The sequence below is a fragment of the Azospirillum sp. A26 genome (genome assembly GCF_042604635.1).
In the GTDB taxonomy this organism is placed as follows: Bacteria; Pseudomonadota; Alphaproteobacteria; order Azospirillales; family Azospirillaceae; genus Azospirillum; species Azospirillum palustre.
In genome coordinates this window covers 438,014-463,748 of record NZ_CP170474.1, presented here as the reverse complement: position 1 = coordinate 463,748, position 25,735 = coordinate 438,014, and the positions used below count along the sequence as shown (strand labels likewise).

At 67.0% G+C, this 25,735-nt stretch carries 22 protein-coding genes; 7 read left to right on the top strand and 15 right to left on the bottom strand.

The features are described 5' to 3' along the window. Window positions 1-5 precede the first annotated feature (5 nt). The 8 genes from ABNQ39_RS25810 to deoC all read right to left on the bottom strand — a co-directional run bounded on the left by ABNQ39_RS25810 (window position 6) and on the right by deoC (window position 9,237). A complete protein-coding gene (locus tag ABNQ39_RS25810; protein ID WP_376963663.1) occupies window positions 6-1,646 on the bottom strand; it encodes an FGGY-family carbohydrate kinase in 1,641 nt (546 codons plus the stop codon). Between the two features lie 24 nt (window positions 1,647-1,670). After that, the gene (gene rbsK, locus ABNQ39_RS25805; protein WP_376963660.1) at window positions 1,671-2,594 is read right to left on the bottom strand and encodes a ribokinase; all 924 of its coding nucleotides are present in this window, start codon (window positions 2,592-2,594) and stop codon (window positions 1,671-1,673) included. Between the two features lie 46 nt (window positions 2,595-2,640). Continuing rightward, on the bottom strand, window positions 2,641-3,726 hold the full coding sequence (locus ABNQ39_RS25800; protein WP_376963657.1) for an aldose 1-epimerase family protein: 1,086 nt from the start codon (window positions 3,724-3,726) through the stop codon (window positions 2,641-2,643). A 26-nt stretch (window positions 3,727-3,752) separates the two neighbouring features. Then, complete coding sequence (locus ABNQ39_RS25795) at window positions 3,753-4,745, bottom strand: ABC transporter permease (protein WP_376963654.1); 993 nt, start codon at window positions 4,743-4,745, stop codon at window positions 3,753-3,755. Between the two features lie 12 nt (window positions 4,746-4,757). After that, window positions 4,758-5,735, bottom strand: a complete 978-nt coding sequence (locus tag ABNQ39_RS25790) for an ABC transporter permease (protein ID WP_012977088.1) — start codon at window positions 5,733-5,735, stop codon at window positions 4,758-4,760. Window positions 5,736-5,746: 11 nt separating this feature from the next. Beyond that, window positions 5,747-7,249 (bottom strand): sugar ABC transporter ATP-binding protein, encoded by a 1,503-nt coding sequence (locus ABNQ39_RS25785; protein ID WP_376963650.1) that lies wholly within the window; start codon window positions 7,247-7,249, stop codon window positions 5,747-5,749. Between the two features lie 86 nt (window positions 7,250-7,335). Continuing rightward, window positions 7,336-8,382, bottom strand: a complete 1,047-nt coding sequence (locus ABNQ39_RS25780; protein WP_376963647.1) for an autoinducer 2 ABC transporter substrate-binding protein — start codon at window positions 8,380-8,382, stop codon at window positions 7,336-7,338. Between the two features lie 183 nt (window positions 8,383-8,565). Next, entirely contained in the window at window positions 8,566-9,237 is a 672-nt protein-coding gene (deoC, locus tag ABNQ39_RS25775) for a deoxyribose-phosphate aldolase (RefSeq protein ID WP_376963644.1), read from the bottom strand. Window positions 9,238-9,511: 274 nt separating this feature from the next. Here deoC and ABNQ39_RS25770 point away from each other — a divergent pair, with 274 nt between their 5' ends. From ABNQ39_RS25770 to fdhF, 3 genes are all read left to right on the top strand, one after another. Then, window positions 9,512-10,279, top strand: a complete 768-nt coding sequence (locus ABNQ39_RS25770) for a DeoR/GlpR family DNA-binding transcription regulator (protein WP_376963641.1) — start codon at window positions 9,512-9,514, stop codon at window positions 10,277-10,279. A gap of 182 nt (window positions 10,280-10,461) precedes the next feature. After that, window positions 10,462-12,249, top strand: coding sequence for an NAD(P)H-dependent oxidoreductase subunit E (locus tag ABNQ39_RS25765; RefSeq protein WP_376963638.1), 1,788 nt, complete (start codon window positions 10,462-10,464; stop codon window positions 12,247-12,249). Window positions 12,250-12,259: 10 nt separating this feature from the next. Beyond that, a complete protein-coding gene (gene fdhF / locus ABNQ39_RS25760; RefSeq protein WP_376963635.1) occupies window positions 12,260-15,031 on the top strand; it encodes a formate dehydrogenase subunit alpha in 2,772 nt (923 codons plus the stop codon). A 71-nt stretch (window positions 15,032-15,102) separates the two neighbouring features. Here fdhF and ABNQ39_RS25755 read toward each other — a convergent pair whose 3' ends face one another. Together ABNQ39_RS25755 and ABNQ39_RS25750 are read right to left on the bottom strand one after the other, a co-directional pair. Next, a complete protein-coding gene (locus tag ABNQ39_RS25755) occupies window positions 15,103-15,546 on the bottom strand; it encodes a dihydroneopterin aldolase (protein WP_376963632.1) in 444 nt (147 codons plus the stop codon). Between the two features lie 24 nt (window positions 15,547-15,570). After that, the gene (locus ABNQ39_RS25750) at window positions 15,571-15,987 is read right to left on the bottom strand and encodes a DUF3280 domain-containing protein (RefSeq protein WP_376963630.1); all 417 of its coding nucleotides are present in this window, start codon (window positions 15,985-15,987) and stop codon (window positions 15,571-15,573) included. A gap of 153 nt (window positions 15,988-16,140) precedes the next feature. On the opposite strand from ABNQ39_RS25750, the gene ABNQ39_RS25745 reads away from it, so the two are divergent. Beyond that, window positions 16,141-16,779, top strand: coding sequence for a hypothetical protein (locus ABNQ39_RS25745; RefSeq protein WP_376963627.1), 639 nt, complete (start codon window positions 16,141-16,143; stop codon window positions 16,777-16,779). Between the two features lie 9 nt (window positions 16,780-16,788). Here the strand turns inward: ABNQ39_RS25745 and ABNQ39_RS25740 are convergent, their stop codons facing one another. The 5 genes from ABNQ39_RS25740 to ABNQ39_RS25720 form a co-directional block, all read right to left on the bottom strand. Beyond that, complete coding sequence (locus tag ABNQ39_RS25740) at window positions 16,789-18,132, bottom strand: quinoprotein dehydrogenase-associated putative ABC transporter substrate-binding protein (protein ID WP_376963624.1); 1,344 nt, start codon at window positions 18,130-18,132, stop codon at window positions 16,789-16,791. Between the two features lie 7 nt (window positions 18,133-18,139). Next, window positions 18,140-18,742 carry a c-type cytochrome gene (locus ABNQ39_RS25735; RefSeq protein WP_376963621.1) on the bottom strand — a complete coding sequence of 201 codons (603 nt, stop codon included), beginning with the start codon at window positions 18,740-18,742 and terminating at the stop codon, window positions 18,140-18,142. A 100-nt stretch (window positions 18,743-18,842) separates the two neighbouring features. Next, window positions 18,843-20,678 (bottom strand): methanol/ethanol family PQQ-dependent dehydrogenase, encoded by a 1,836-nt coding sequence (locus ABNQ39_RS25730; RefSeq protein WP_376963618.1) that lies wholly within the window; start codon window positions 20,676-20,678, stop codon window positions 18,843-18,845. A 413-nt stretch (window positions 20,679-21,091) separates the two neighbouring features. Next, window positions 21,092-21,907: an ABC transporter permease gene (locus ABNQ39_RS25725; RefSeq protein ID WP_098736895.1), complete on the bottom strand. Its 816-nt coding sequence runs from the start codon at window positions 21,905-21,907 to the stop codon at window positions 21,092-21,094. Then, a complete protein-coding gene (locus tag ABNQ39_RS25720; RefSeq protein ID WP_376963615.1) occupies window positions 21,904-22,692 on the bottom strand; it encodes an ABC transporter ATP-binding protein in 789 nt (262 codons plus the stop codon). Before ABNQ39_RS25720 ends, ABNQ39_RS25725 begins: the two co-directional genes overlap by 4 nt. Window positions 22,693-22,848: 156 nt before the next feature. On the opposite strand from ABNQ39_RS25720, the gene ABNQ39_RS25715 reads away from it, so the two are divergent. The 3 genes from ABNQ39_RS25715 to ABNQ39_RS25705 are packed head-to-tail and all read left to right on the top strand — an operon-like array spanning window position 22,849 to window position 25,726. Then, window positions 22,849-23,964 (top strand): ATP-grasp domain-containing protein, encoded by a 1,116-nt coding sequence (locus ABNQ39_RS25715; RefSeq protein WP_376963612.1) that lies wholly within the window; start codon window positions 22,849-22,851, stop codon window positions 23,962-23,964. Further along, window positions 23,961-24,869: a RimK family alpha-L-glutamate ligase gene (locus ABNQ39_RS25710; protein WP_376963609.1), complete on the top strand. Its 909-nt coding sequence runs from the start codon at window positions 23,961-23,963 to the stop codon at window positions 24,867-24,869. Before ABNQ39_RS25715 ends, ABNQ39_RS25710 begins: the two co-directional genes overlap by 4 nt. Then, complete coding sequence (locus ABNQ39_RS25705) at window positions 24,866-25,726, top strand: RibD family protein (RefSeq protein WP_376963607.1); 861 nt, start codon at window positions 24,866-24,868, stop codon at window positions 25,724-25,726. The genes ABNQ39_RS25710 and ABNQ39_RS25705 overlap by 4 nt, the downstream gene beginning before the upstream one ends. Window positions 25,727-25,735 lie beyond the last annotated feature (9 nt).

Sequence of the window (25,735 nt, the reverse complement as noted above, 5' to 3'; positions counted from 1 at the left end):
CGGTTCTAGCCGGCCGTCTCCATCAGGGCCCGGTAGGCCATCTGGTCCTCGTGCATCCGCAGGAACACGGCGTATTTGGCGTCGTGATAGGCCCGCATCGGCCCATCGGCCGGCGTGATGCTGCGGCCGGCGCGGCTCATCCCGGCCATGCCGGCGGCGATGTCGGGGAAGGCGCCGCCCGCCACCGCCCCCAGCACCGCGGCGCCCAGCAGCACCGCCTCCGGCTCCTCCGGCAGGACCAGGGTGCAGCCGGTGGCATCGGCATGGGCGTCCAGGAACACCGGATTCCTGGTGCCGCCGCCGCAGGCGAGGATGGTGTCGATGGCATAGCCGCGGTCGTTCATCGCCGCGACGATGTGACGGGTGCCATAGGCCACCGCCTGCACCGTCGCCAGATAGAGCAGCGCCAGATCCTCCAGCCCGTCCGACAGCCGCAGCCCGGCGATGGCGCCGCGCAAACTGGCATCGGCCCGCGGCGAGCGGTTGCCGTGGAAGTCGGGCAGCACATGCAGGTCGCGGGTCAGCATCGCCATCGGCCCGCCGCTGCGTTCGGCAAGATCCGCCAGTTCGTCGTTCAGCAGCTGGTAGACCGTGGTGCCGCGCCGCTGGGCCTCAAGGGCAAGCTCGCCATGGCGGGGATGGCCCTGCACCACATGGTCGATCAGCGCGCCGGTCGCCGACTGCCCGCCCTCGTTCAGCCACAGACCCGGCAGCATGGCCGAATGGTAGGGCCCCCAGACGCCAGGGATGAAGCGCGCGGCGCCGGGGCTCATCACCATATGGCAGCTCGACGTGCCGCCGATCAGCGCCAGCCGCCGGTCGAAATCGACGCTGCCCGCCGCCTCCAGCGGCACCCCGATCACCCCGATCCCGCCGGCATGGGCGTCGATCATCGAGGTGCCGACCGCGATGCCCGGCGTCAGCCCAAGCTCGCGCGCCGCCCCGGCGCTCAGCCCGCCGGCGACGGCGCTGCCGACCGCGCCGACCTCGGTGCCGATGCGGGCATGCCCCTCATCGACCAGATCGCCGAGCCCGATGGCGCGGAGATAGCCGTCGTCCCACCGCCCCTCATGCCCCAGATAGGTCCATTTGCACACCAGCGAGCACAAGGAGCGCCGCGCCGATCCGGTCGCCCGCCATGTCAGGAAATCCGGCAGATCGAAGAAATGGGCGGCACGGCTCCAACTCGCGGGAAGCCTCTCCTTCAGCCACAGCAGCTTCGGCGTCTGCATCTCCGGCGACAGCCGGCCGCCGACATAGCGCAGAACCTCGTGTCCACCGGCATTGATGCGGTCGGTCTGCTCGATGGCGCGATGGTCCATCCAGACGATGACGTTGCGGGAATCGTCGCCCTCCGGATCGACCGTCACCGGCCGCCCGGCGGCGTCCAGCACCACCAGCGAACAGGTGGCGTCGAAGCCGATGCCGACCACCTCCGGCATCTCGGCGCAAGCGGCCAGCGCCTCCTGCACAGCGGCGCAGACGGCGGCCCAGATGTCGTCGGAGGACTGCTCCGCCCACTCCGGATCGGGCTTCCACATCCGGATCGGGCGGGAGGTAGCGGCCAGCCGGCGACCGGCAAGGTCGAAAATACCGGCCCGCGCGCTGCCGGTTCCCACATCCACCCCGATCACGGCGCGTGTCATGGCTTATCCTCCTTCGTCCGACGGTTACAGGCTGGCGCAGAAGGTCTCGAACGCCTCGCGGCTGGCGTAGGATTTCTGGGTGCCCGACCGGGTGATGCTGTCGGCGGCATAGCGCACCGCCATGTGCAGGGCGGCGTCCAAATCGCGGTTCTCGACATAATAGCGGGCGAAGCTGCCGATGAAGGCATCGCCGGCCCCGGTGGTATCGACAGGCGTCACCCGCACCGGCTCGATCCGCCGCGTCGCCTCGCCCTTGGTCACCAGCAAGGCACCGCGGGCGCCCAGCGTGACGATCACCGTGCGGATGCCGCGACCGATCAGCGCGCGCGCCGCCGTCTCGGCCTCCGCCTCCGAATTCACCGGCAGACCGGAGATGGTCGCCAGTTCGGTCTGGTTCGGCACCAGGAAGGTGACCTGCTCGATCCGCTTCGGGTCGAGATCGGTCGGTGCCGGGGCAGGGTTCAGCAGGGTTTCGATGCCGTGCCGCGCCCCGAATTCGATGGTGTGGTAGATCGTCTCCAGCGGGACTTCCAGCTGCATGACGATCAGGTCGCAGCCCTTCAGATCCTCCGCCGCCCGGTCGATGTCGGCCGGCGACAGCAGGGCGTTGGCGCCCTTGATGATCAGGATGCTGTTCTCGCCCGACGGCTCGACGAAGATGGGGGCGACGCCGCTGGAGGTGCCGGGCACCCGCTCGACATGGCGGGTGTCGATGCCGGACTCCTCGAAGTTGCGGATGGTGTTGTCGGCGAAGATGTCGTCGCCGACCTTGGTGACCATCATCACCTCGGCCCCCAGCCGGGCGGCGGCGATGGCCTGGTTGGCGCCCTTGCCGCCGCAGCCCATCTCGAAGCGCGGCGCCTCGATGGTCTCGCCGGGGCCGGGCATGCGGGCGGTGTAGGTGATCAGGTCGACCATGTTGCTGCCGACCACGGCGATCTTGCCCATCTTCGGTATCTCCTTGTCACTGCGCCCTAACTCACTGCGCCCTAACTCACAGCGCCCGGATGGCGCATTCCTCGGCTTCGGCCTCGTCGGCGGTCAGATAGCCCAGCCGCACCGAAAAGCGCCGGGTCTCGCCGCCCGCCAGCGTCTGGACATTGCCCTTCGCGCTCTCCGCGCTGTAGCCCTCCGGCTCGCAGGTGGAGGGCAGGGCGAAGGCGCAGACCTTCTGGTCGCTGTTGACCAGCACCCAGCGCACCGTCTTGGGAAACTCCCGCGTGCTGTAGGCGATGTGGAAGGCGTCGCCCTCCCGCCGCCGCATCATCACCGCGGTGCCGCCCTCCTCGTCGGTGCGCAGGCCGCGGATGTAGAAGACCTGTTCCGGGTCGTAGCGTCCAGGCTCGTCCAGCACCTCCATCACCGCCGGATCGCGGGCGAGGTCGGCCAGCAGCGCGTCATAGGCCGGGCTGCGCGGCACATGGGCCGGAACCACCGTGCGCACCGCCGTCGCCTCCGGCGTGAAGGGAGCGGGCTGGACGATGCGGGCGCCCTCGGCGAAGGCGAAGTTGACGTGGCACATGTACATCAGGTCCATGGCGGCACCCGACAGGTTCTCCACCGCCATGCCGATGTCGAACAGGGCGGAGCCTGGGCGCAGCACCACCCGCGGGCGGGCGACGTAATGAGCGCCGAAACCCATCACATACTCGCGCCGGCCGGTCACCGCCATGTAGGGGCCTTCGTCATCCTCCCCCACCTCCAGACCGGCGGCGTCCATCGGCGCGCAGGGCATCTCGCCATGCAGAAGATGGCTGTCCTGCGGGCCGGGGCAGCCGTTGCGCAGCAGCCCGGAATGGAAGGCGAAGCAGCCATAGGTACCGACGATCTCCGTTGCCGGCCGCGGCATGTCGAACATGTTCGCCATGGTCAGGTCGACGCCGTCGAACACGGCGTCCCACACCATTTGGCCGTAATAGGGCAGCACCACCAGATGCCCGCGCCGGTTCGACAGCCGCACCGCCTCGATTCCGCTGTCGTAGCGGAACAGGCTGGCGGTCATGCCGTGCGCCTCGGCGACCGGGCGCTCGGCCTCGCCGAAGAAGCTTTTGCGGAAATGGATTGCGGTTCGGACGCTCATGGGATTTCCTCCCTATCAGAAACCGGCTAGCGGGTGCGGTTCTTGTAGGCGTTGAGGGCGATCACCAGCAGCAGGAACGCGCCCCAGATGAAATCGATCAGGTGGTTGGAGAAGCGCAGGATCTGGAAGCCGCTCGACAGCAGCATCAGCGCCGCCACCGCGATGGTGATGCCCAGCACAGTGCCGCGCCCGCCGGCCGGGTTGGTGCCGCCCAGCACGGCGATCAGCACCGCCTGTAACAGGTACGAGGTGCCGTAATCCGACTTCGCCGCGTTGGTCCGTCCCGACAGGATGATCCCGGCGACCGAGGCCAGAACGCCGGTCAGCATGTAGCTGTACAGCACCATCCGTTCCCGCTTCAGCCCGGCGAACAGGGCCGCCTTCGGGTTGGTGCCGATCAGCATCAGGTTGATGCCGAGCGCGGTGCGGCTCAGCACGAAGGCGATCAGGACGGCGATCACCGCGAACAGCACGAAGGGCGTCGCCAGCCCCAGGATCTTGCCGTTGCCGAGGAAGGCCCAGGCGGTGGGGAAGCCGACGATGGCCGGCCCGCCGGTCAACACGATGGCGAGCCCGGTGAAGACCTGCCCTGTCCCCAGCGTCGCCAGGATCGGCGTGATGCCGAGCCGTGTGATCAGCAGCCCGTTGACCGTCCCCGCCACCAGCCCGGTGCCGAGCGCGATCACCCCGCCGAGCAGCACGGTCAGGATGCCGGCGTCGGCGATGCCGGCGGCCCCCGCCATCTTGTGGAACAGCACGCCGGCCAGGATGCCCGACAGATTGGCGACCCCCACCACCGACAGGTCGATGCCGCCGGTCAGCATGGCGATCATCATCGCGATGGAGAGCAGCCCGAGTTCCGGGAAGATGTAGGTGATGGACTCGAAGTTGTAGTAGCGCAGGAACTTGTCCGGGCTGAGCGCCGTCATGACGGCGAAGATCAGTACCGTCATCACCAGCAGCTGGACGATGTTGTTGTCGCGGTTGATCAGGCTGCGGATGTTCATTTGCGTCTTCATGTTCCCGCCTCCTCAGGCCGCCCGGCGGCGGTCGCGCCACGCCGACAGGGCGGTCGCGGCGATGACGATCAGACCCACGACGACAAGCTGCCAAGTGGTGTCCACGCGCATGATGATCAGGCTGTTCTTGACCATCACCAGCATGAAGACGCCGAGCATGGTGCCGAGCACGCTGCCCCGACCGCCGAAGATCGACGCCCCGCCCAGAACCACCGCGGCGATGACGTCCAGCTCCAGCCCGACGAAGTCGCGCGGGTTGGCCAGCCAGATCATGCCGCTGTGCAGCAACCCGGCGAAACCGGCGAGCGCGCCGGCGACGCAGTAGATGAAGAAGATCGTCTTGCGCAAATCGAAGCCGGCGCGGCGCGCCGCCTCCGGATCGCCGCCCAGCGCGTAGGCGCTGCGGCCGATCATGGTGTAGCGCAGCACCAGATGCATGGCGAGCGCCAGCCCGAGATAGATCAGCACCATCGCCGTCAGGCCATAGGTGGTGCCGTCGGCCTTGGTGACGCTGACCACGTCGGTGCGGGCGAAGTCGATCAGCGCGGTCGGCATCTTGTTGATGTTGATCATGCTGGTGCCGACGACGCCCAGCAGGAAGCCGCGCACCATGGCGCTGGTGCCCAGCGTCACGATCAGCGGGATCATGCGGAATTTATAGACGAAAAAGCCGTTCACCGCGCCGAACGCCAGCCCCATCAGCGTGGCGGCCAGCAGCGGCAGCACGACGCCGTTGTATCCCAGCGCCAGCATGCCCTTGATCGTCAGATACATGGCGGCGACGGCGAAAGCCGGGAACGACACGTCGATGCCGCCGGAGATCAGCACCAGCAGCACGCCCATCGCCATGATGCCGATGATGACGTTGCTGCGCATCAGGCTGAACAGGTTGTCTAACTGCCAGAAGGCGGGGTTGATCGTGCCGATGAGGACCATGGCGAGCAGCAGGATGCCCGCGATGACCGTTTCCGACCGGCGGAGCAGGGCCATCGGTTCCTCCCTCAGGTAAAGGTCTTGAGCCGGTCGCTGACCGTCTCTTCGGTGACGGCGGTGGCGGGCAGATCCTCGATGAAACGCCCGCGATGCATCAGCACGATGCGGTTGCAGTTCTGCACCAGCTCCAGCACGTCGTCGGAGATCATCAGGACGGCGAGGCCGTGATGCTGCGCCAGCTCCCGGATCTTGGCGTGGATTTCCGCCTTCGACCCGACATCGACGCCGACGGTCGGGCCGTTCAGGATCAGCACGCGGGCGTCGGTCAGCAGCCAGCGGGCCAGCACCACGCGCTGCTGGTTGCCGCCCGACAGCTGCATCACCGGCTTCTCGGCGGTCGGGGTGGCGATCTGCATGGCGCGGACCATGCCCTGCGTCATCTCCTCGGCCCGCTCGCGGTCGATCACCAGCTTGGGCGCCAGCCGCTCGTAGGAGGTGGCCAGCATGTTGCGCTTGATGCTCTGCGGCAGGAACAGGCCCTCGGTCAGACGGTCCTCCGGCACATAGGCGATGCCGGCGGCGATGGCCTCCTGGGTCGTGCGCAGCCGGACCGGCGCACCGTCGATCAGGATGTCGCCTTCATAACGAGGGACCATGCCGAACAGGGCCAAGGCGAGATCGGTGCGGCCGGAACCGAGCAGGCCGGACAGCCCGACGATCTCGCCCGGCCGGATGGCGAGGCTCAGATCCTCGCACTTGCCGGGCACGGTCAGGCCGCGGATCTCCAGCCGGGGCACCGGCGGCGGGCCGGGCGGCGGGGTCCAGGCATAGGGTTCGTTGAGGATATCGCCGCCGGTCATGTGGCGGGTGATCAGCGCCTCGTCGAAGTCGCCGGTCGGCCCCTCCGCCACCTTGCGGCCATTGCGGATGACGGTGATGCGCTCGCTGATCTCCAGCATCTCGCGCATCTTGTGGCTGACGAACAGGATGGCGATGCCGCGCGCCTGGATGTCGCGGACGATGCGGAACAGCGTCTCGACCTCCTTGCGGGTCAAGGCCGTGGTCGGCTCGTCCATGATGATCAGGCGGGCATCGGACATCAGCGCGCGGGCGATGGCGACCAGCTGCTTGCCGGCGGTCGGCAGCGACGCGACCTCGGCATCGAGATCCAGCTCGACTCCCAGCCGGTCGACCGCCTCGCGGGCGATGGCGCGGGTGCGCCGCCAGTTCATCAGGCGCCGCTTCTCGCCGAGATGGACGTTCATCGCCAGATTCTCGGCGACCGTCAAATTCCCGAACAGGGAAAAATCCTGGTAGATGACCTGGACGCCGTGAGCGATGGCCTCGATCGGCGACATGCCGGGCATCGTCTTGCCGTCGATCAGCATCTCGCCGCCGTCCGGCTGGTAGACGCCGGACATGATCTTGATGACGGTGGATTTGCCCGACCCGTTCTCGCCGGCCAGGCAATGGATTTCGCCGGGCTTGATGACCAGCGACATGGCGTCCAGCGCCACCACGCCGGCAAACACCTTCCGGATGTTCCGGAGTTCGATGAAACCGTCCGACATGTCTTCCGCCCGGCGGTTCGAGGAAAGGGTGAAGATGCGGGCGCCGGCAAGCCGTTTCCGGCAGCCGGCGCCCGCCCTTCAGATCATCAGAAGTCGTAGGAGCCCATGTTCTCCTTGGTGACGCCGACCCAGCCTTGGCCGTACAGCAGATTGGCCTTGGCCCCCTGCGGCGTGGTCAGGGCGGTGTAGCCCGGCAGGCCCAGGTTCAGGCCGGCCTTGATCTGGTCCTTCTTGCCGTCCAGCGCCATCACCGCCAGCATGTTCATGGCATAGCCGGCGACCGCCGGATCCCAGAACTGGATGTACTGGATGTCGCCCTGGGTCAGGTACTGGCCGGCCACCGAGACCAGACCCGTGCCGGAGAAGAACAGCTTGTTCTTCAGGCCGCGTTCCGCCACCAGACGGCCGGCACCGGCCGAGGTCGGCATCGGACCGCCGACGATGCCCTTCAGGTCGGGGTAGGTGGTCAGGACTTCCTTCAGCTTGTTGTAGTCGGTGTTGGCGTCGTCATAGGTCTCCAGACGGTTGGTCACCATCTGCATCTTCGGGAAATGTTCCTTCTGATAGGCAATGGCGCCGTCGATCCATTCGTTCTGCGACTTGGAGGTCAGGCTGCCGACGGTACAGACATACTTGCCCTCGCCGCCCATCGCCTTGCCCAGCACTTCCATCAGCTTGGCGCCGTAAGCGAAGTTGTCGAAGGCCTCCAGCACGTAGTCGGCGTTCTGGATGTTCGACGCCTCATGCGCGATCACCACGATGCCACGGTCGCGCGCCTTCTTCAGCACCGGCTCCACCGCCTCGACCGAGAAGGGAACGATGGCGATGGCGTCCACGCCCTGGGCGATCAGGTTTTCGACCAGCTGGACCTGCGCCGCCGCGTCGGCCTGGCTCGGGCCCACCATCCAGGTGTCGTGGCCGGTGTCGGCGGCGAACTGCTTCACGCCGTCGCGCATGCGGTCGAACCAGGCGATGCCGTCGACCTTCACCACGGTGGCGATGGTGTATTTCTTCTTGGTGGCGTCGGACTTCAGCGTTTTGACGGCATCCGGGGTCGGGACCGGATCGGCGGCCATCGCCGGCCCGGCGACCAGCGACGCGGCGACGATGAGCGAGGACAGCAACTTCTTCATGTCGGCGTGACTCCCATGAGAGGCGATGAGCGCCATGCGGTGGGAGAAATCCTCGACCCACCGCCGGTGCCGGGGTGTTTGCCACCCGCTGCGCGTTCCGTTTTTGATGATGCCGTGCCGGGTGGGACGGACGGAACTCCCGCCCGACCGGCACGCTCTATGGCGTGTGCGCCGCCGGCGGGATCAGCCGCCGATGATCGCCACGCTGGCGCTGGCGCCGATGCGCGAGGCACCGGCCGCGATCATGCGGCGGGCATCCTCGGTGGTCCGCACGCCGCCCGACGCCTTGACGCCCATGCCGTCGCCGACGGTGCGGCGCATCAGCGCCACATCCTCGGCGGTGGCGCCGCCCCCGGCGAAGCCGGTGGAGGTCTTGACGAAATCGGCCCCGGCCTCCTGCGACAGGCGGCAGGCTAGGACCTTCTCCTCGTCGGTGAGCAGGCTGGTCTCGATGATGACCTTCAGCAGGGCGTCGCCGCAGGCTTGGCGGACCGTGGCGATGTCGTCGCGCACAGCGGAAACTTGGCCGGCTTTCAGCAGGCCGATGGGGATCACCATGTCAACCTCGCGGGCGCCATGGCGGACCACCCACTCGGCCTCGTCCGCCTTGATCGCCGTGGGATCGGCGCCGAAGGGGAAGCAGATGACGGCGCAGGGCGCCACCGGCGAGCCGGCGAGCCGGTCTGTCACCAGCGGGATGAAGACGGGGTTGACGCAGACCGCCTTGAAGGCGTGCGTACGCGCCTCGTCGCACAGCCGTTCGACCTCGGCGGGCTGGGCATCGGGGCGCAACAGGGTGTGGTCGATGAACGGAGCCAGACCGGCCGCATCGGCCGGAACGCTGGGTATCGGCATCTTGGTCCTCCCGGGGAGCCCCTTGTCCTTGGGGGCTCACCTCGATTGTCGCCGGGATGCCGACACCGCGTCCAAATCCGTTGCGATGTTAACATCCTAACATTTTCTGAAAGGATAGTTTCACGCTGTCGCGCACTGTGTCAAGATCAATGCACGCGATTGTGATCTTGACCACGGCCCTCCTGTTCAAGGCTTTGCGCCATTGGGATTAACCCTTCTGAATTGTAAGGTGCGGCCGCGGTCAGCAAGGGCGGAAACGGTGCGGAATGCGGACATGTCTATGAGAAAGGCCGAGCGTCTGAACCGGTTGCAGTCCGCCCTGGATGTCGGTGGCTATCTTCGGCTGAAGGATGCGGCGCGTTTGCTGGGCGTGTCGGAAATGACGGTGCGGCGCGACATCGCGTCCTGCGGCGGACGATTCGCCTATCTCGGTGGCTACATCGCCGGCGGGCTGGAGAGCGCAGGCGGCATGGGCTACATCCTGGACCGCGAGCGGGACGCCCATATCGAGATGAAGCGCACCGCCTGCGAGGCGGCGGCAAGCCTGCTGAAGCCGGGCGAAACGGTCTTCATCGATTGCGGCACCACCACCACCCATCTCGCCAGCCGCATCCCGGCCGACAGCCAGATCACCGTGGTCTGTTACGCGATAAACATTGCGGAGATCGTCTGCAAGAAGCCCGGCGTGCGCGTGGTCATGCTGGGCGGCCTTTACCATGCCTCCTCGGCCTCCTTCTCCAGTCCGGAATCGCTGGAGATGCTGCGCGGCATCGGCATCAACACCGCCTTCATCTCGGCCGGCGGCGCGCATGAGTCGCTGGGGATCAGCTGCTCCAACTTCCATGAGGTGGAGATCAAGCAGACCGCCATCGCCAACGCGGTGACCCGGGCGCTGGTCATCGACAGCAGCAAGTTCGATCAGGTCAAACCGGCCTTCTTCGCCAAGCTCGACAGTTTCGATTTCCTGTGTTGCGACGACGGATTGGACGCCGCAAGGTCGGAACGGTTGGCCACCGCCGGGGTGCGCATCGTGCTGGCCTGACCGTTCAGCCTTCCCATCTCCACCCCCTCTCCCTCATTGCCCTCCGGTCGCCGCCGGAGATAATTTAGCATGCTGACATTCAGAGGAATCTGCGTTAACGTGGCATCTGGTATACGAAACGCCAGGAACTTGGGATCGCGACAACCAGAAGCGCGAACCACCCAGCAGAGGCCAGAACCGTCGTGACCGCAATCCCCCCGATCATCAGCGCAACGCCGCCCGGTGGCGTTCCCGCCCGCAGCATCCATCCCGGCTCCGGCCGCCGCAAGACGCGCGACCAGCAGAAGGGCCGTCAGGTCGATCCCCTCAGCCTTGACGAGATACGGGCGCTTCTCGGCGACCGGTCCCGTCAGCCGGATCTGCTGATCGAGCATCTCCACCTGCTTCAGGACCATTACGGTTGCCTGCATGCCCGCCATCTCGCCGCTTTGGCGAAGGAGATGAAGCTGGCGCTGGTCGAAGTGTTCGAAGTGGCGTCCTTCTACGCCCATTTCGACATCGTGATGGACGGAGAGCCGGCTCCGCCGAAGCTGACCGTCCGTGTGTGCGACTCCCTGAGCTGCGCGCTGGCCGGGGCCGAACAGCTGCATGAGGCGCTGAAGGCCGGTGTCGACGGGCGCGAGGTCCGCGTCGTGCGCGCTCCCTGCATGGGCGGCTGCAACAATGCCCCCGTCGTGGCGATCGGCCATGCCCCGCACGAGAACGCGACGGTCGACAGCGTGCTCGACGCCGTTGCCCATGGCCATGTCCACCCGGACATTCCCGACTATCTGGGCTTCGACGACTACATCCGCGGCGGCGGCTACAAGATGCTGGCCGAATGCCTGAACGGCGCGCGCGATGTCGATGCCGTGCTGAAGGGGCTGGAGGATTCCAGCATCCGCGGCCTGGGCGGCGCCGGTTTCCCCACCGGCCTGAAATGGCGCTATGTCCGGGCGGAGCCGGGACCGCGCATGATGGCGATCAACGGCGACGAGGGCGAGCCCGGCACCTTCAAGGACCGTTTCCATCTGGAACGCGACCCACACCGCTTTCTGGAAGGGATGCTGATCGGCGCCTGGACGGTCGAAGCGACCGACGTCTACATCTACCTGCGCGACGAATACCCGCAATGCCGGGAAATCCTGCTGCGCGAAATCCCGAAGGTCGAGGCCGCCGGCTTCGCCCGCCACACCCGCATCCATCTCCGCCGCGGTGCCGGCGCCTACATCTGCGGCGAGGAGTCGGCGATGCTGGAAAGCATCGAAGGCAAGCGCGGGCTGCCCCGGCACAAGCCGCCCTTCCCATCGGTGGTCGGCCTGTTCGGCCGCCCGACGCTGATCAACAACATCGAGACGGTGTTCTGGGTCCGCGAGATCCTGGAGAAGGGCGGAGCGTGGTTCGCCAGCCATGGCCTGAACGGCCGCAAGGGGCTGCGCACCTTCTCGGTCTCCGGCCGGGTCAAGGAGCCGGGGGTCAAGCTGGCCCCGGCCGGCATCACCCTGCAGGAGCTGATCGACCGGTATTGCGGCGGCATGGCCGACGGCCACACGCTGAAGGGCTATCTGCCCGGCGGCCCGTCGGGCGGCATCCTGCCGGCGTCGATGGCCGACATCCCGCTCGATTTCGGCACGCTGGAGCCGCATGGCTCCTTCATCGGCTCGGCCGCCGTCGTCGTGCTGTCCGATCGGGACAACATGCGCGACGTGGCGCTCAACCTGCTGAAATTCTTCGAGGACGAGAGCTGCGGCCAATGCACCCCCTGCCGGGTCGGCACCGAGAAGGCGGTGCGCCTGATCAGCCAGCCGGAATGGGACGAGGAGTTGCTGACGGCCCTCGCCACCGTCATGGGCGACGCCTCGATCTGCGGTCTGGGGCAGGCGGCGATGAACCCGATCAAGCTGGTGATGAAGCATTTCCGCGACGACTTCGTGTCGCGCCAGGGTACGGCCGAGGCTGCGCCCCAAGGCGCAACCGGATCGCAGGGGTAAGGAGACCGACATGTCCAACGGCATCACGTTCACCCTGGACGGCACCGAGGTCGAGGCCCGCAACGGCGAGACGATCTGGCAGGTCGCGACCCGGCTCGGCACCGAAATCCCGCATCTCTGCCACCGGCCGGAACCGGGATACCGCCCGGACGGCAACTGCCGCGCCTGCATGGTCGAGATCGAGGGGGAGCGCGTGCTCGCCGCCTCCTGCATCCGCAAGCCCAAGCCCGGCATGACCGTGCGCACCGCGTCGGAGCGGGCCAAGGCATCGCGCAAGCTGGTCTTCGAACTGCTGCTGGCCGACCAGCCGGAACGGGAGAGCGCGCACGACCCCAACTCCACCTTCTGGAACTGGGCCGACAAGGTCGAGATCGCCGGCAGCCGCTTTCCCGCCGTGGACCGGCCGACCAAGACCGACGACATGTCGCATCCGGCGATGGCGGTCCAGCTCGATGCCTGCATCCACTGCAACCTGTGCGTCCGCGCCTGCCGCGAGGTGCAGGTCAACGACGTCATCGGCATGGCGGCGCGCGGGCATCTGGAAAAGATCGTCTTCGATTTCGACGACCCGATGGGCCAGTCCACCTGCGTCGCCTGCGGCGAGTGTGTGCAGGCCTGCCCGACCGGTGCGCTGATGCCGGCGACCCTGGTGGACGAGAAGGGCGTCTACGCCAACGCGCCCGACCGTGAAGTCGACTCCGTCTGCCCGTACTGCGGCGTCGGCTGCCAGCTGACCTACAAGATCCGCGACAACAAGATCGTCGCCGTCGATGGCAAGGACGGTCCGTCGAACCAGAACCGCCTGTGCGTCAAGGGCCGCTTCGGCTTCGACTACGCCCACCATGGCGACCGGTTGACCGTGCCGCTGATCCGCAAGGAGGGCGTGTCGAAGCACGACGTCGACATCGACCCGATGAACCCCTTCACCCATTTCCGCGAAGCGAGCTGGGACGAGGCGCTGGCGGCGGCGGCCGGCGGCCTGCGCAAGATCAGGGACGAACGCGGCGGCAACGCGCTGGCCGGTTTCGGATCGGCTAAGGGGTCGAACGAAGAGGCCTATCTGTTCCAGAAGCTGGTGCGGACCGGCTTCGGCACCAACAACGTCGACCATTGCACGCGGCTTTGCCATGCTTCGTCGGTCGCGGCGCTGATCGAGGGCGTCGGGTCGGGGGCGGTGTCGGCGCCCTTCATGGCGGCGGAGGATGCCGAGGTCATCGTCATCATCGGCGCCAACCCGACGGAGAACCATCCCGTCGCCGCCACCTTCTTCAAGAACGCGGCGGAGCGCGGCGCCAAGCTGATCGTCATGGACCCGCGCGGTCTCGCCATGGCGCGCCATGCCACGCACATGCTGCAGTTCACGCCGGGCCGCGACGTGTCGATGCTGAACGCCATCCTCCACACCATCATCGCGGAGGGGCTGTACGACCGCCAGTATGTCCAGGCCAACACCGAGGATTTCGAGGCGCTGGCCGAGACGGTGAAGGATTACCCGCCGGAGGAGATGGAGAAGGTCTGCGGCATCCCCGCCGCCACCCTGCGCACGGTGGCCCGGCTGTTCGCAAGGTCCAAGGCGTCGATCATCTTCTGGGGCATGGGCGTGTCGCAGCACATCCACGGCACCGACAACAGCCGCTGCCTGATCGCGCTGTCGCTGGTCACCGGCCAGATCGGCCGCCCCGGCACCGGCCTGCACCCGCTGCGCGGCCAGAACAACGTCCAGGGCGCGTCCGACGCCGGCCTGATCCCGATGTTCTACCCCGACTACAAGTCGGTCGAGGATCCGGAGGTCCAGTCCTTCTACGAGAATTACTGGGACACCAAGCTGGACGGCAAGCGCGGCCTGACGGTGGTCGAGATCATGGACGCCATCCATGACGGCCGGATCAACGGCCTCTACATCGAGGGCGAGAATCCGGCGATGTCCGATCCGGATGTGACCCACGCCCGCGAGGCGCTGGCGATGCTCGACCATCTGGTGGTGCAGGACATCTTCCTGACCGAGACCGCCAAATACGCCGACGTGGTTCTGCCGGCCTCGGCCTGGCCGGAGAAGGACGGCACCGTCATCAACACCAACCGACAGGTCCAGATGGGCCGTGCGGCGGTGCCGCTGCCGGGCGAGGCGCGCCAGGATCTGTGGATCATCCAGGACATGGCGCGCGGGCTGGGACTGAACTGGACCTATACCCACGTGTCGGAGGTGTTCACCGAGATGGTCGGCGCCATGCCGTCGCTCGCCAACATCAGCTGGGAGCGGGTAGAGCGCGAAGGTTCCGTCACCTATCCGGTCGACGGTCCGGACCAGCCCGGTCACGACATTGTCTTCGGCAACGGCTTCCCGACCAAGACGGGCCGCGGACGTTTCGTGCCGGCGCGGCCGATCAACCCGGCGGAGACGCCGGACCTCGATTACCCGCTGGTCCTCACCACCGGCCGCCAGCTGGAGCATTGGCACACCGGGTCGATGACCCGCCGGTCCAGCGTGCTGGATGCGGTGGAGCCGGAGGCGGTGGCCTATGTCTCCCCGCATGACCTCACCCGCGCCGGGATGAGGACCGGCGACTATATGCTGGTGTCGAGCCGCCGCGGCACGATCCGCCTGAAGGCGCGCATCGACGACCGCATGCCGGTGGGGCTGGTCTTCATCCCCTTCGCCTATGCGGAAGCGGCGGCGAATGTGCTGACCAACCCGCAGCTCGATCCCTTCGGCAAGATCCCGGAGTTCAAATACTGCGCGATCAGAATCGAGAAGGCGCAGATGGTCGAGGCGGCGGAGTAGCGAGGTTGAAACCGGTCCCGCAGGCGGCGTGCGCGCCGCCGCCTGCGGCCCCACGGCTGACTTTGCTACCGTTACGACGGCTCCCGTGCGCCGGTCAGCACCACGCCCACCCCGGCGGCCTGCGGGACGATCTCCAGCTTTTCCACCTGCACCCGGGCAAAGACGGCCTGCGGCGGCGACAGGCACAGCGCCAGCAGTTTCTCCGCCAGCACCTCCAGCAGTTGGATGTGCTGGCTTTGCATGAAGGCTTCGACCCCCTTGATCAGGTATTCGTAGGAGACGACGGCTTCGAGATCGTCGACGAAGGGCCGGTTCGGCACCTCCACCGTGACGGTCAGGCTGACCCGCACGCGCTGGGTCCGGGTCTTCTCATGGTCCCAGACGCCGATGCGGAAATCGCCGACATAGTCGCGCAGCACCAGATCGTAGCGGCGCATCAGGGCCGCCGTGCGCGGCGGCGGCGGTCGCAGGACGTTCATGATGCTGCTGTAGCCGCTTTCAGATTCGTCCGGCATTCCTCGGTCCTCCCCGCCGCCCGCCTACCGCTTTTGCGGCGCATGCTCCGCCAGCCGATGCTCGACCAGCCAGCCGACGCCGCGCGACCATGCGGTCTCGCTGTCGCCGCGGATGTCGCCGCGTGCCGTCGTCACCATCTGGCCGGTACCGACATCCTCGACGACCACGCCGATCCACAGGATCAGGCTGCTGACCTTGCGGACGATGCCGAAGACGACCAGATCGGCCCCGGCCGCCCGCGCGATGTCGCGCTCGCAGCCGTTGCAGGACCGGATCGCCGTTCCCGGCGGGACCAGTCCGGCGGTGGCCGCGTCGCCGATCACGTCATACCCCTTGGCATCGAGGGCATGACGCAGCTCCGCGCTGACCCGCTTCAACCGCTCCTTATGCTCCGCGGATGGGGCTTCGCCGCTGCTGTCCTCCAGTTCGAGGTCCAACACCAGTGTCCGCGCCGATGCCGGTGCCGGCAAAGCGACCATCGCAACAGCGATGATAGCGGCTGCGGCCCACCTCCCCACATGATCCATCGGGCTTCTCCTTTTGCGCAGCGGTTCCGATTGCGCCGAATCGTTGGCGGAGCCATCATTCCCACCATGCAACGATATTCCTCCGTCCTCGGACCCGCCTTCGCCGCGGCTCTGGCCATCGCCATGGGCGCCGGATTGCCCGCCGCCGCCATCGCGCAGGACCCGAAGAACCCCGACTGGCCCTGCCAGCAAATCCTCGTCCCCAGCTTGTCCCCGGCTTCGGTCTGGGATGGCCCGTCGCTCGACGGCCTGATGGACGAATGGCAACGAGACCCCGCGGTCTCCACCCTGGTCCGGCGCGCCGCCGACGACAGCGTCGATCCCGCGACGCTGGAGCCGCAGGTCGAGGCACTGGCGGGGCCGGTCAAGCAGGGCGCGGAGCAGGAGCACGACCGCAGGCTCGCCCTGGTGTTCGCCGGAACCTTCCAGACGCTGGATCGTCAGCGCACCGCCGCCATCGCCTCCATCGAGCGGTACGCCCAGCACCAGCGGGCCCTGCGCGACCGCATCGCCGCCAGCCTGCGCGACCTCGACGCCGCATCGGGCGACGCGGCCCGCGCGAAGGAGATCAAGGATGCCATCGCCTGGGACCGCCGCATCCTCGATGACCGCCGCCGGTCACAGACCGCGGTGTGCGAGCAGCCGGCCCGGATCGAGCAGCGGCTCGGCCAGATCGCCCGGATGCTGACGGCGTTGCTGTCCTGAGCGGAGCACTCAATTTGCAACCTTAGATGCTGAGTTTGAGGATACAGGGCTCGGTTCCGGTTCGACCGTGACCAGCTCATGTCCCGCCGCCGTCCAGCCTTCGGTGCCGGCCGGGAACCATTTGACCGCCTGATAGCCCAGGGCGACCGCGCGCTTGGCCGCATTCCAGCTCATCCAGCAGTCGGGCTGGCAGAACACCACCAGTGGACGCTTGCGGTCACCCGCGGTCAGTGCCTCCAGGCCGGTGCGGAAATAAGCCTCCTGTTCATCCGACGGCGCGCCGTAGCCGACATTCGGCAACCAATGGGCGCCGGGAAGGCTGCGATGCGGTGGCGGCACCCAACGGCTGTCCGCCGCCAGACCCGCCGGTTTCGGTGGCGTCGGCAGCACGTCGACCAGGACGGCGCCGGCCTTCGCCAGCCGCTCCACCTCCGCTGCTCCCACCGTTTCGGCACCGCGCAGGCCGGGCGGGGTGGGGGAGCGGTAATCGGTCATGCGATAGCCGTCCGGCTCCGCCACCTCTGCCCGGATGGTTCCGTCGGCATCGACCAGCGGGACATGGTATTCGGCGAGGATGCGGTCGATGTCGCCCTGGCGGCGGACGATGAAGTCGTTCAGCCAGTGCCGCCAGTCCGGCTCGTCCGGACGGAGGCCCATGGAGATCATGTACTGAAAGGGCGAAGCCCCCGGCTCGTCCATCAACGGCACGACCGCCAGCGGCACCTGCTGCCGGGCGGCGAAATAGCCGGCAATCGGGCCCCAGACGATGGCGGCATCGGTGCGTGCCGCCGCCACGTCCTCCACCGCCTGCTGGGCTGGATGGTGGGCGCGCGTATCGGTGTCGAGCTGGTAGGGCTCCATGTTGATCAACCCATGGCGCAGCATCACCGCGGAAGGCGGCGTGCGGGCGATGACGCCGATGCGTGCCCCCTGCAGCGACGGATCGGCCAGCGTCTTCGCCGTGATCCCGGAATCCTTCCGATAGATCAGCGCATAGGTCGACCGGTAATAGGGATTGGTGTTCTGCATCAGCTCTTCGCCGACCGCCGTGCCCATCACCAGATCGCACTGGCGGGTGCGCAGCGTGTTGCGGACAAAGCCGATGGTCTGCGGCCACCACGTGAAGGTCAGTGGCACCTTCAGATCGTCGGCGATCAGCTGGGCGATCCGGTTCTCGAACCCCTCGCGGCGCTCGTTGGAGAATGGAAGCAGGCTGGCGTCGGCGCAGACGCGCAGCACCTCGGTGGGGATGCCCTCTGCCGCACTGGCAGGTCGGCCAATGGACGCAGCCGCCGCGCAGAGCGCGACGGCCAGGTACAGGACACGCCTGGAAAAGGAGAGCCGGCGGGTCATGCCGGACTCACGACGGCGCTTTGAACCGCTCGGGCCGTCCGCGGCCGATCTTGTCGTCCGAACGCGCCTTCAGATAGCGGTAGATGTCGGCGAGGTTGAGCATCACGTTGGGATCGGACCCGAAGGTCGGCATCACCTTGTCGCCGGTGGCGCCCATGTTCTTGCGGCCGTTGGTCACCACGTCGGTGAATTGCCAATAGTCCATCCGCTTCAGTGAATCGGCCAGCGCCGGCGCGAAGGACGAACCGAGCCCGTCCGGCCCGTGACAGACATGGCAGGACGAGGCATAGCGCCGATAGCCGTTGTAGGTCCCCTGGTCCACCTTGCCGTCCCGCACCGCGTAGAGTGGCACGCCCTGATCGTCCACCAGTTCCTCCGGGTCGGCGACCTTCGCCTCCTGCGCGGCGTTTCCGCCGGCTGGCGCCTGCGTGGTTGGAGCCTGGGCGGTCGGGCTTTGCGTGGCCGGAGTTTGAGCGGTTTGCGTCTGGTTCGGCGGTGTTGGGCTCTGCTCCGGTTTCTGTGCTGCATCCTGCTGGCCGAATGCGGTGCCGAGGGTCACGGTTGCGGTGAACCCGACGGCGGCGCACAGCCCGATCAGGTATTTGGGCATCTTGTTTTCTCTCCCCACTGCCTTCATGCGTAGGCGCCATCAGCCTGGAAATTGTGCAGGCGCCGGCCCCCAGCCTTGGGAACCGGCGCCCGCTTGTTCGTTACTGAGTGTCCGGCAAGGCGAAGACGGTCAGCGTGCCGCCCAGCTGGGTGTATTCGCCCAGCGCCTTGTGTGCGCCGACGGCGCCCAGCCCTTCCTGTTCGCCGGTCAGACCGGCGGCCAGTCCGATTCCGGCCCAGCCGCCGACACCCGACAGCACGGCGATGTATTGCTTGCCCTTGTGCATGTAGGTGTTGACGTTGCCGATGATGCCGGACGAGGTCTTGAAGTTGTAGAGGTCCTTGCCGTCCTTCAGGTCGAACGCCTTCAGATAGCCCTCCAGCGTCCCGTAGAAACCGACGCCGCCCTTGGTCGACAGGGCACCGCTCCACACCGCGAAACGTTCGGGCTTCGACCAGACGATCTTGCCGGCGGACGGATCCCAGGCGATGAAGTTGCCCATGCCGCCATGGGAATCGGGCGCCGGATACATGCTGAGCGTCGCACCGACATAGGGCTGGCCGGCGGAATACTCCACCTTGAACGGCTCGTAATCCATGCAGATGTGGTTGGTCGGCACATAGATCAGGCCGCTGTCGGGCGAGTAGCTGGCCGGCTGCTGGTCCTTGGAGCCCAGCGCTGCCGGGCAGACGCCGGTGGTGTTGTGATCCTCGCCCTGGGCGAAGGTGCTGTACTTGTCGTTCACCTTCGGCCGGCCGGTCTTCATGTCGATCTCGCTCGCCCAGTTGACGGAAGGATCGTATTTCTGAGCGACCAGCAGTTCGCCGTTTGTGCGGTCGATGGTATAGGCGAAGCCGTTGCGGTCGAAATTGATCAGCGCCTTGCGCTTGCCCCCGCCGATGGTGACGTCGGCCAGAATGTTCTCGTTGACGCCGTCATAATCCCATTCGTCGAAGGGCGTCTTCTGGAACACCCATTTCGCCTGTCCGGTGTCTGCATCGCGGGCGAAGATGGTCATCGACCATTTGTTGTCGCTCTTGGCCCGGTCCTTGTCGACCGCGCGCTGCGCCGGGTTCCAGGTGCCCGGGTTGCCGGTGCCGTAATAGATCAGGTTCAGTTCGGGATCGTAGGTGTACCAGCCCCAGGTGGTGCCACCACCGATCTTCCACTGGTCGGCCGGCCAGGTCTTGATGCCGAGGTCGGGTTCGCCGATCGGCTTGCCGAGCATCATCGTCTTCTGCGGGTCGATCATCACGTCCTTGTCGGGACCGGTCGAATAGGCCCGCCACACCATCTTGCCGGAGTTGATGTCGTAAGCGGTCAGATGGCCGCGCACGCCGAACTCGCCGCCGCTGATGCCGACATAGACCTTGTCCTTCACCACCAGCGGGGCAGCGGTCAGCGTCTCGCCCTTGCTGGCGTCGCCATTCTTGGCCGACCACAGCACCTTGCCGGTTTCGGTGTCCAGCGCCACCAGCGTGTTGTCGGCCTGACCTAGGAACAGCTTGTTGCCGGCGACCGCCACACCGCGGGTGACGGTGTCGCAGCACATCACGGGGATGACGGACGAATCCTGTCTCGGCTCATACTTCCACTTGATGCGGCCATTGTCGTTGAGATCGAGCGCATAGACGTTGTTGGGGAAGGGCGTCGAGATGTACATCGTGTCGCCCACCACGATGGGACCGCCTTCGTGGCCGCGAAGCACGCCGGTGGAGAACTGCCACACCGGGCGCAGGTTCTTCACGTTGTCGCGGGTGATCTGGTCGAGCGTGCTGTAACGCTGGCCGGCATAATTTCCGAGCTGCAGTGCCCAGTTGGACGGGTCCTTCTGGTTCTTCAGAATGTCGTCGTTGGCGAAAGCACCGGTGGGGATGGCGGCGGCGGCCGCCTGGATCGCGGCGGTGACGAGCAGACAGCGCACAAAGGGGTTCATGTGTTTCCTCCCGTTTTTTCGGCGGTCGTCCGTGGTCCCAGAAACTCGTGCGGCGGCAGGCGGCGGCTTCCGTGAAAGGCGATCTTCAGAGAGGGCGTTCTCTCTCGACGATGGACGCATGACGTCGAACTGAGAGACGTCGGGCGGTTCGGTTACCGGCGCTCAGATTTCGAACTGTTTTGGCATCGCAGGCGTGCCGGTCCTAAATGACGGGACACGACTGTTGGCGGGGTTCTAAACTGCCCCGCACTCTGTTGGCGATACTGACAATCAGTTTGATCAAATAAAGATAGGCTGTGAAGATTATTTTCCGCCACCGTTCGAAAGTTTTCGAAAGAGGCGGAATAACGGGTAGGGCGAGACCGAAGAGTTAATCCGGAAGATCGAGAACGCCGAATCCGACGCTCCCGATATCAGGCCTGTTCGGCCGGGCCACCCCGCCGCGCCCAGAAACCGCGCCCCGGATCGTAGGCCAGGACCGCCGCACCCAGGAACAGGGCGAGACAGCCGGCCACCCACAGCAAGGCACTGACATCGACTCGGAGATACAGGCTGAAACGGATCAGCTCCACCGCCTGGGTGAAGGGGTTCCAGGCGGCGATCTGGTAAAGCGCCGGGCTGCCCTCTCTGATCCGCCAGAGCGGATAGAGGGCGGAGGAGGCGAAGAACATCGGGAAGATCACGAAGTTCATCACCCCGGCGAAATTCTCCAGTTGCCGGACGAAGGACGACAGCAGCAGGCCGAGCGCCCCCAGCATCAGCCCGCTGAGCAGCAGCGCCGGCAGGGCCGCGAGATAGCCCAGCGGTGGCGGCTCCACCCCCCACAGCCATGCGATGCCGAGAAACACATAAACCTGTGCAATCGACACCGCGACACCCGCCAGCAGCTTGGCGACCAGCAGGTACCAGCGCGGCAGGGGACTGACCAGCAGCGTCCGCATGCTGCCCATCTCGCGGTCATAGACCATCGACAGCGAGTTCTGCATGCCGTTGAACAGCTGGATCATCGCGACCAGCCCCGGAACCACATACTCGTCGTAGAGGATGTAGGTTTCGTAAGGCGGGATGATCGACACGCCCAGCACGGCCCGGAAGCCGACGGCGAAGATCGCCAGCCAGACCAGCGGCCGGACCAGGGCGGCGAAGAAACGCTCGCGCTGGTGCAGGAAACGCAGGCCTTCGCGCACGATGATGCTGCGCAGGCAGTACCAGTAGGTTGCGGCGCTCATGGCCGGCGCTCCCCTGTGGTCAGGACGGCGAAGGCGGCGGGCAGGGAGGCGGTGGCGGTCTCGGCGCAGACCGTCCGCACCGTGCCGGAGGCGCGCAGCCGACCCTGGTGCAGCACGACGACGGAATCATCGTCGGTCGCCTCGTCCATCAAATGGGTGGCCCACAGGACCGCCAGTCCCTGCTCCCGGCACAGCGCGCGGACATGGGTCAGAATGTGGCGGCGCGAGTCCGTGTCCAGACCGACCGTCGGTTCGTCGAGCAGCAGCAGGCTCGGCCGGTGCAGCAGCGCACGGGCGATCTCCACCCGCCTTCGCTGTCCGCCGGACAGGGCGCGGACCTTGTCGTCGCCGCGGTCGGCAAGGCCGATGCGCGCCAGTTCCTCCCGTGCGCGGGCTTCGCAGTCGGCGGGCGACATCCCATGCAGGCCGCCGTGATAGCGCAGGTTCTGCCGGACCGTGAGATCGAGGTCGAGCGTCGGCTGCTGGAACACCACGCCGATCCGCTCCAATGCGCGGGTCGGCTGGCGCCGCAGGTCGAAGCCGAAGATGCGAATGGCGCCGGTCCGGTTGGAATAGAGCCGGGTGATCAGCGAAAACAGCGTGGTCTTTCCCGCCCCGTTCAGGCCCAGCAGCATGGTGAAACCGCCGGGTGCCACGGCGAAGGAGACGCGATCCAGCGCCAAGCGCTTGCCGAAATTGTGGCTCAACTCCTCCACCGCCAGGGCGGGGGGGCCATGGATCGCAGGAATCGGCGGAGGCTCTGCAGGGATCGCGGCTTCGTACATCCTGTTTTCCCCAGGACACACCCTGTTCGATGCCGGAGTCAAATCCGGTGGGCGGCGGTCGCCATGCTTCGGAAGGGTCATTGCAAAGAGAGCGTTCGCGCCTGATTGTTGGCATTGCAAACGATTGTTCAAGATGCTTTTCCGAGGGGGTGGAGCTTGACCCCGACGGCAGTTCCGGAATTCGTCGTGGTTGCGCTGTCGGCACGGGCGCTGGCGGCCAGCGCCTGCCGCGGCGGGCGCAGCGTCGCCGCCATCGATCTGTTCGCCGACGCGGATACGGCAGCCATGGCCACCCCCTGCCTAAACCTGCCGTCGCGCCGGCTGCGTATTTCCGCCGGCGCATTGCGGCGGACGCTGGCCTTGCCCGATTTGCGCGGGCTGCCGCTGGTCTATGGCGCCGGGTTCGAGGACCAACCCGATCTTCTGGCGGCGCTTGCCCGCGTCCGGCCGGTGATCGGCAACCACGCGGAAGCGGTGGCGCAGGTGAAGGATCCTCTCGCTTTTGCAACCCTGCTTGCCCGTCTCGGCATTCCGCATCCGGAGGTCTCGCTGTCGCTGCCGAATAGCGACGGCTGGCTGGTGAAGCGCGCAGGTGCCAGCGGTGGCGGCCACATCCGGCGGGCCTCCAAACGACTGGCGGCCGGCCATTATGCACAGCGCCGCATGGGCGGGCGTCCGGTGTCCCTGCTGTTCCTGGCCGACGGCCGTGGCATCCGGCCGGTGGGCTTCAGCCGGCAATGGGTGGCGCCGGCACCCAGGCAGCCCTACCGTTACGGCGGGGCGGTCGGCCCGTTGCCGGCTTGCGGAAGGATGGGCGCGGCGATGATCGAGGCGACGGCGGTAATCGCCGAAGCGGTTGGGCTGGTCGGGCTGAACAGTGCCGATTTCCTGGTTGGGTCTGCCGGATGGTGCCTGCTGGAGATTAACCCGCGGCTGGGAGCGACGCTCGACCTGTTCGACCGTCCGCCGATGCCCAGCCTGTTCGGCCTGCATCTGGCGGCCTGCGCCAGGCAACTGCCGGCTGCACTGCCACCGCTTGCCGGCTGCCGCGCTGCCACGGTCGTCTACGCCACGGCTCCGGTCTATTTGTCGGAGGAACTGCGCTGGCCGGACTGGACAGCCGACCGGCCGCAAACGCCTGCGCATGTCCCGACCGGAGCGCCGCTTTGCACCGTGCTCGCCGACGCAGACGACCTGCTGGAGGCCCGGCGCCTTGCCGGCCGGTATGCCCGGACGCTGCGCCGGCTCTTCATCATGGTGGAGGCGGCATGAGCGGTGCAGTCGCTTTGTTCACCGACGGAGCCGATTGGCACGCGGCACGCCTGGAGCGGGCATTCGCGCGCCGCGGTGTCGAATGCCGGCGCGTTTCGTTGAGCGCCTGCGGCTTCGCCGTCGGACGGACGCTGACCGATCTTCTGCTGCCGGGCTTTGGCGACAGCCTGCCGTCCGGTGCTTTCGTGAGGGTGATCGGTCAGGGCAGCTTCGAACAGGTGACGCTGCGCTTGGGAGTGCTTCACGCGCTCGACCAGCTGGGCGTCCCCGTCTACAACACCGCCCGGGCCATCGAACGCTGTGTGGACAAGAGCGCCACCAGTTTCCTGCTGGCCCGGTCCGGTCTGCCGACGCCTCCCTCCGTCGCCGTTCAATCTGCCGATATGGCGCATGCCGTGGTGGGGAACACGCCGGACTGCGTGCTGAAGCCGCTGTTCGGCGCCCAGGGACGCGGCCTGCGTCGCCTGTCCACCCCAGACGACGTGCCGGAGTCCGAGGCGGTGGCCGGCGTCTATTACCTTCAATCCTTTGTGCCGCCGCGCCGGGAGGGCGAGTGGCGCGATTGCCGGGTCTTCGTCGTGGGAGGGCGTGCGGTGGCCGCCATGATCCGCCATGGCCGCAGTTGGATCACCAATGTGCATCAGGGCGCCCGCTGCGAGGCCATGGCGCCGGACGGCACCGCCGCCGATCTGGCGGTGCGCGCCGCCGCCGCCGTGGGGGCGGATTATGCCGGTGTCGATCTGATTGCCGATCCTGGCGCCGGCGACCGCTGGCTGGTGCTGGAGGTCAATTCGATGCCGGCATGGCAGGGCCTGCAATCGGTCAGCAAGACCGACATTGCCGATGCGCTGGCCGCCGATTTTCTGGGCCAGGTCGATGCCGTTGCATCGAAGGAACCGCGGTGATTGAGGGAACCGCGATGACTGCCCGCCTGCTGCGCCTCTATCCCGGCGCGTCTGAGGACATCGCATTGTCCGGCGCCTATCTCGCCCACCGCCTTCATGAGCAGGGGAGTGCCGGCGCGCCGTTCGTCTATGCCAGCTTCGTCGCCAGCCTGGACGGGCGCATCGCCTTGCGCGACCCCGCCTCCGGGGAAAGCCGGCTGCCGGCCGGGCTGGTCAGCGGCAACGACTTCCGGCTGTTCCTCGAACTTCAGGCGCAGGCGGACTGTCTGGTCACTCATGGCGGTTACCTGCGGGACCTTGCGGCGGGGCGATTGGACAACGTTCTGCAAATCGGCACTCAGGCGGCCACGCGGGATCTGGCGCAGTGGCGGGTGGACAACGGCCTTTCACCCCAGCCTGCTGTGGTCGTCGCCAGCGCCGGCCTGGACTTCCCGATGCCGGACTCGCCTGCAAGTCATGGTCAGCGCGTGATCCTCGCCACCGGTGCATGGGCTCCGGCCGAGCGGGTCGCGCATTGGCGGCGCGCCGGCTATGAGGTGCTGGTCGCCGGTGCCGGCGCGTCGGTGGACGGTGGGGCGCTGGTCCGCGAACTCGGCAGCCGGGGACTGCGCAGCATCTATCTGCTGACGGGGCCGCAGATGCTCGACACCATGCTGCGCGATCGGGTGCTTTCACGGCTTTACCTCACGACCGCGCATCGCCTGCTCGGTGGTGAGAGTTTCCACACCATGCTGTCGGGCCCGGAGTTGGGGAATGCCGGCCGGCTGCGACTCTGCGCGCTGCACTACGATGTGGGCGCGCCGGACGATGCGGGGCAGTTCTTCGCCCATTTCGAGCCGCTGCCGGCCTTGAGTTGAAGACGTGCT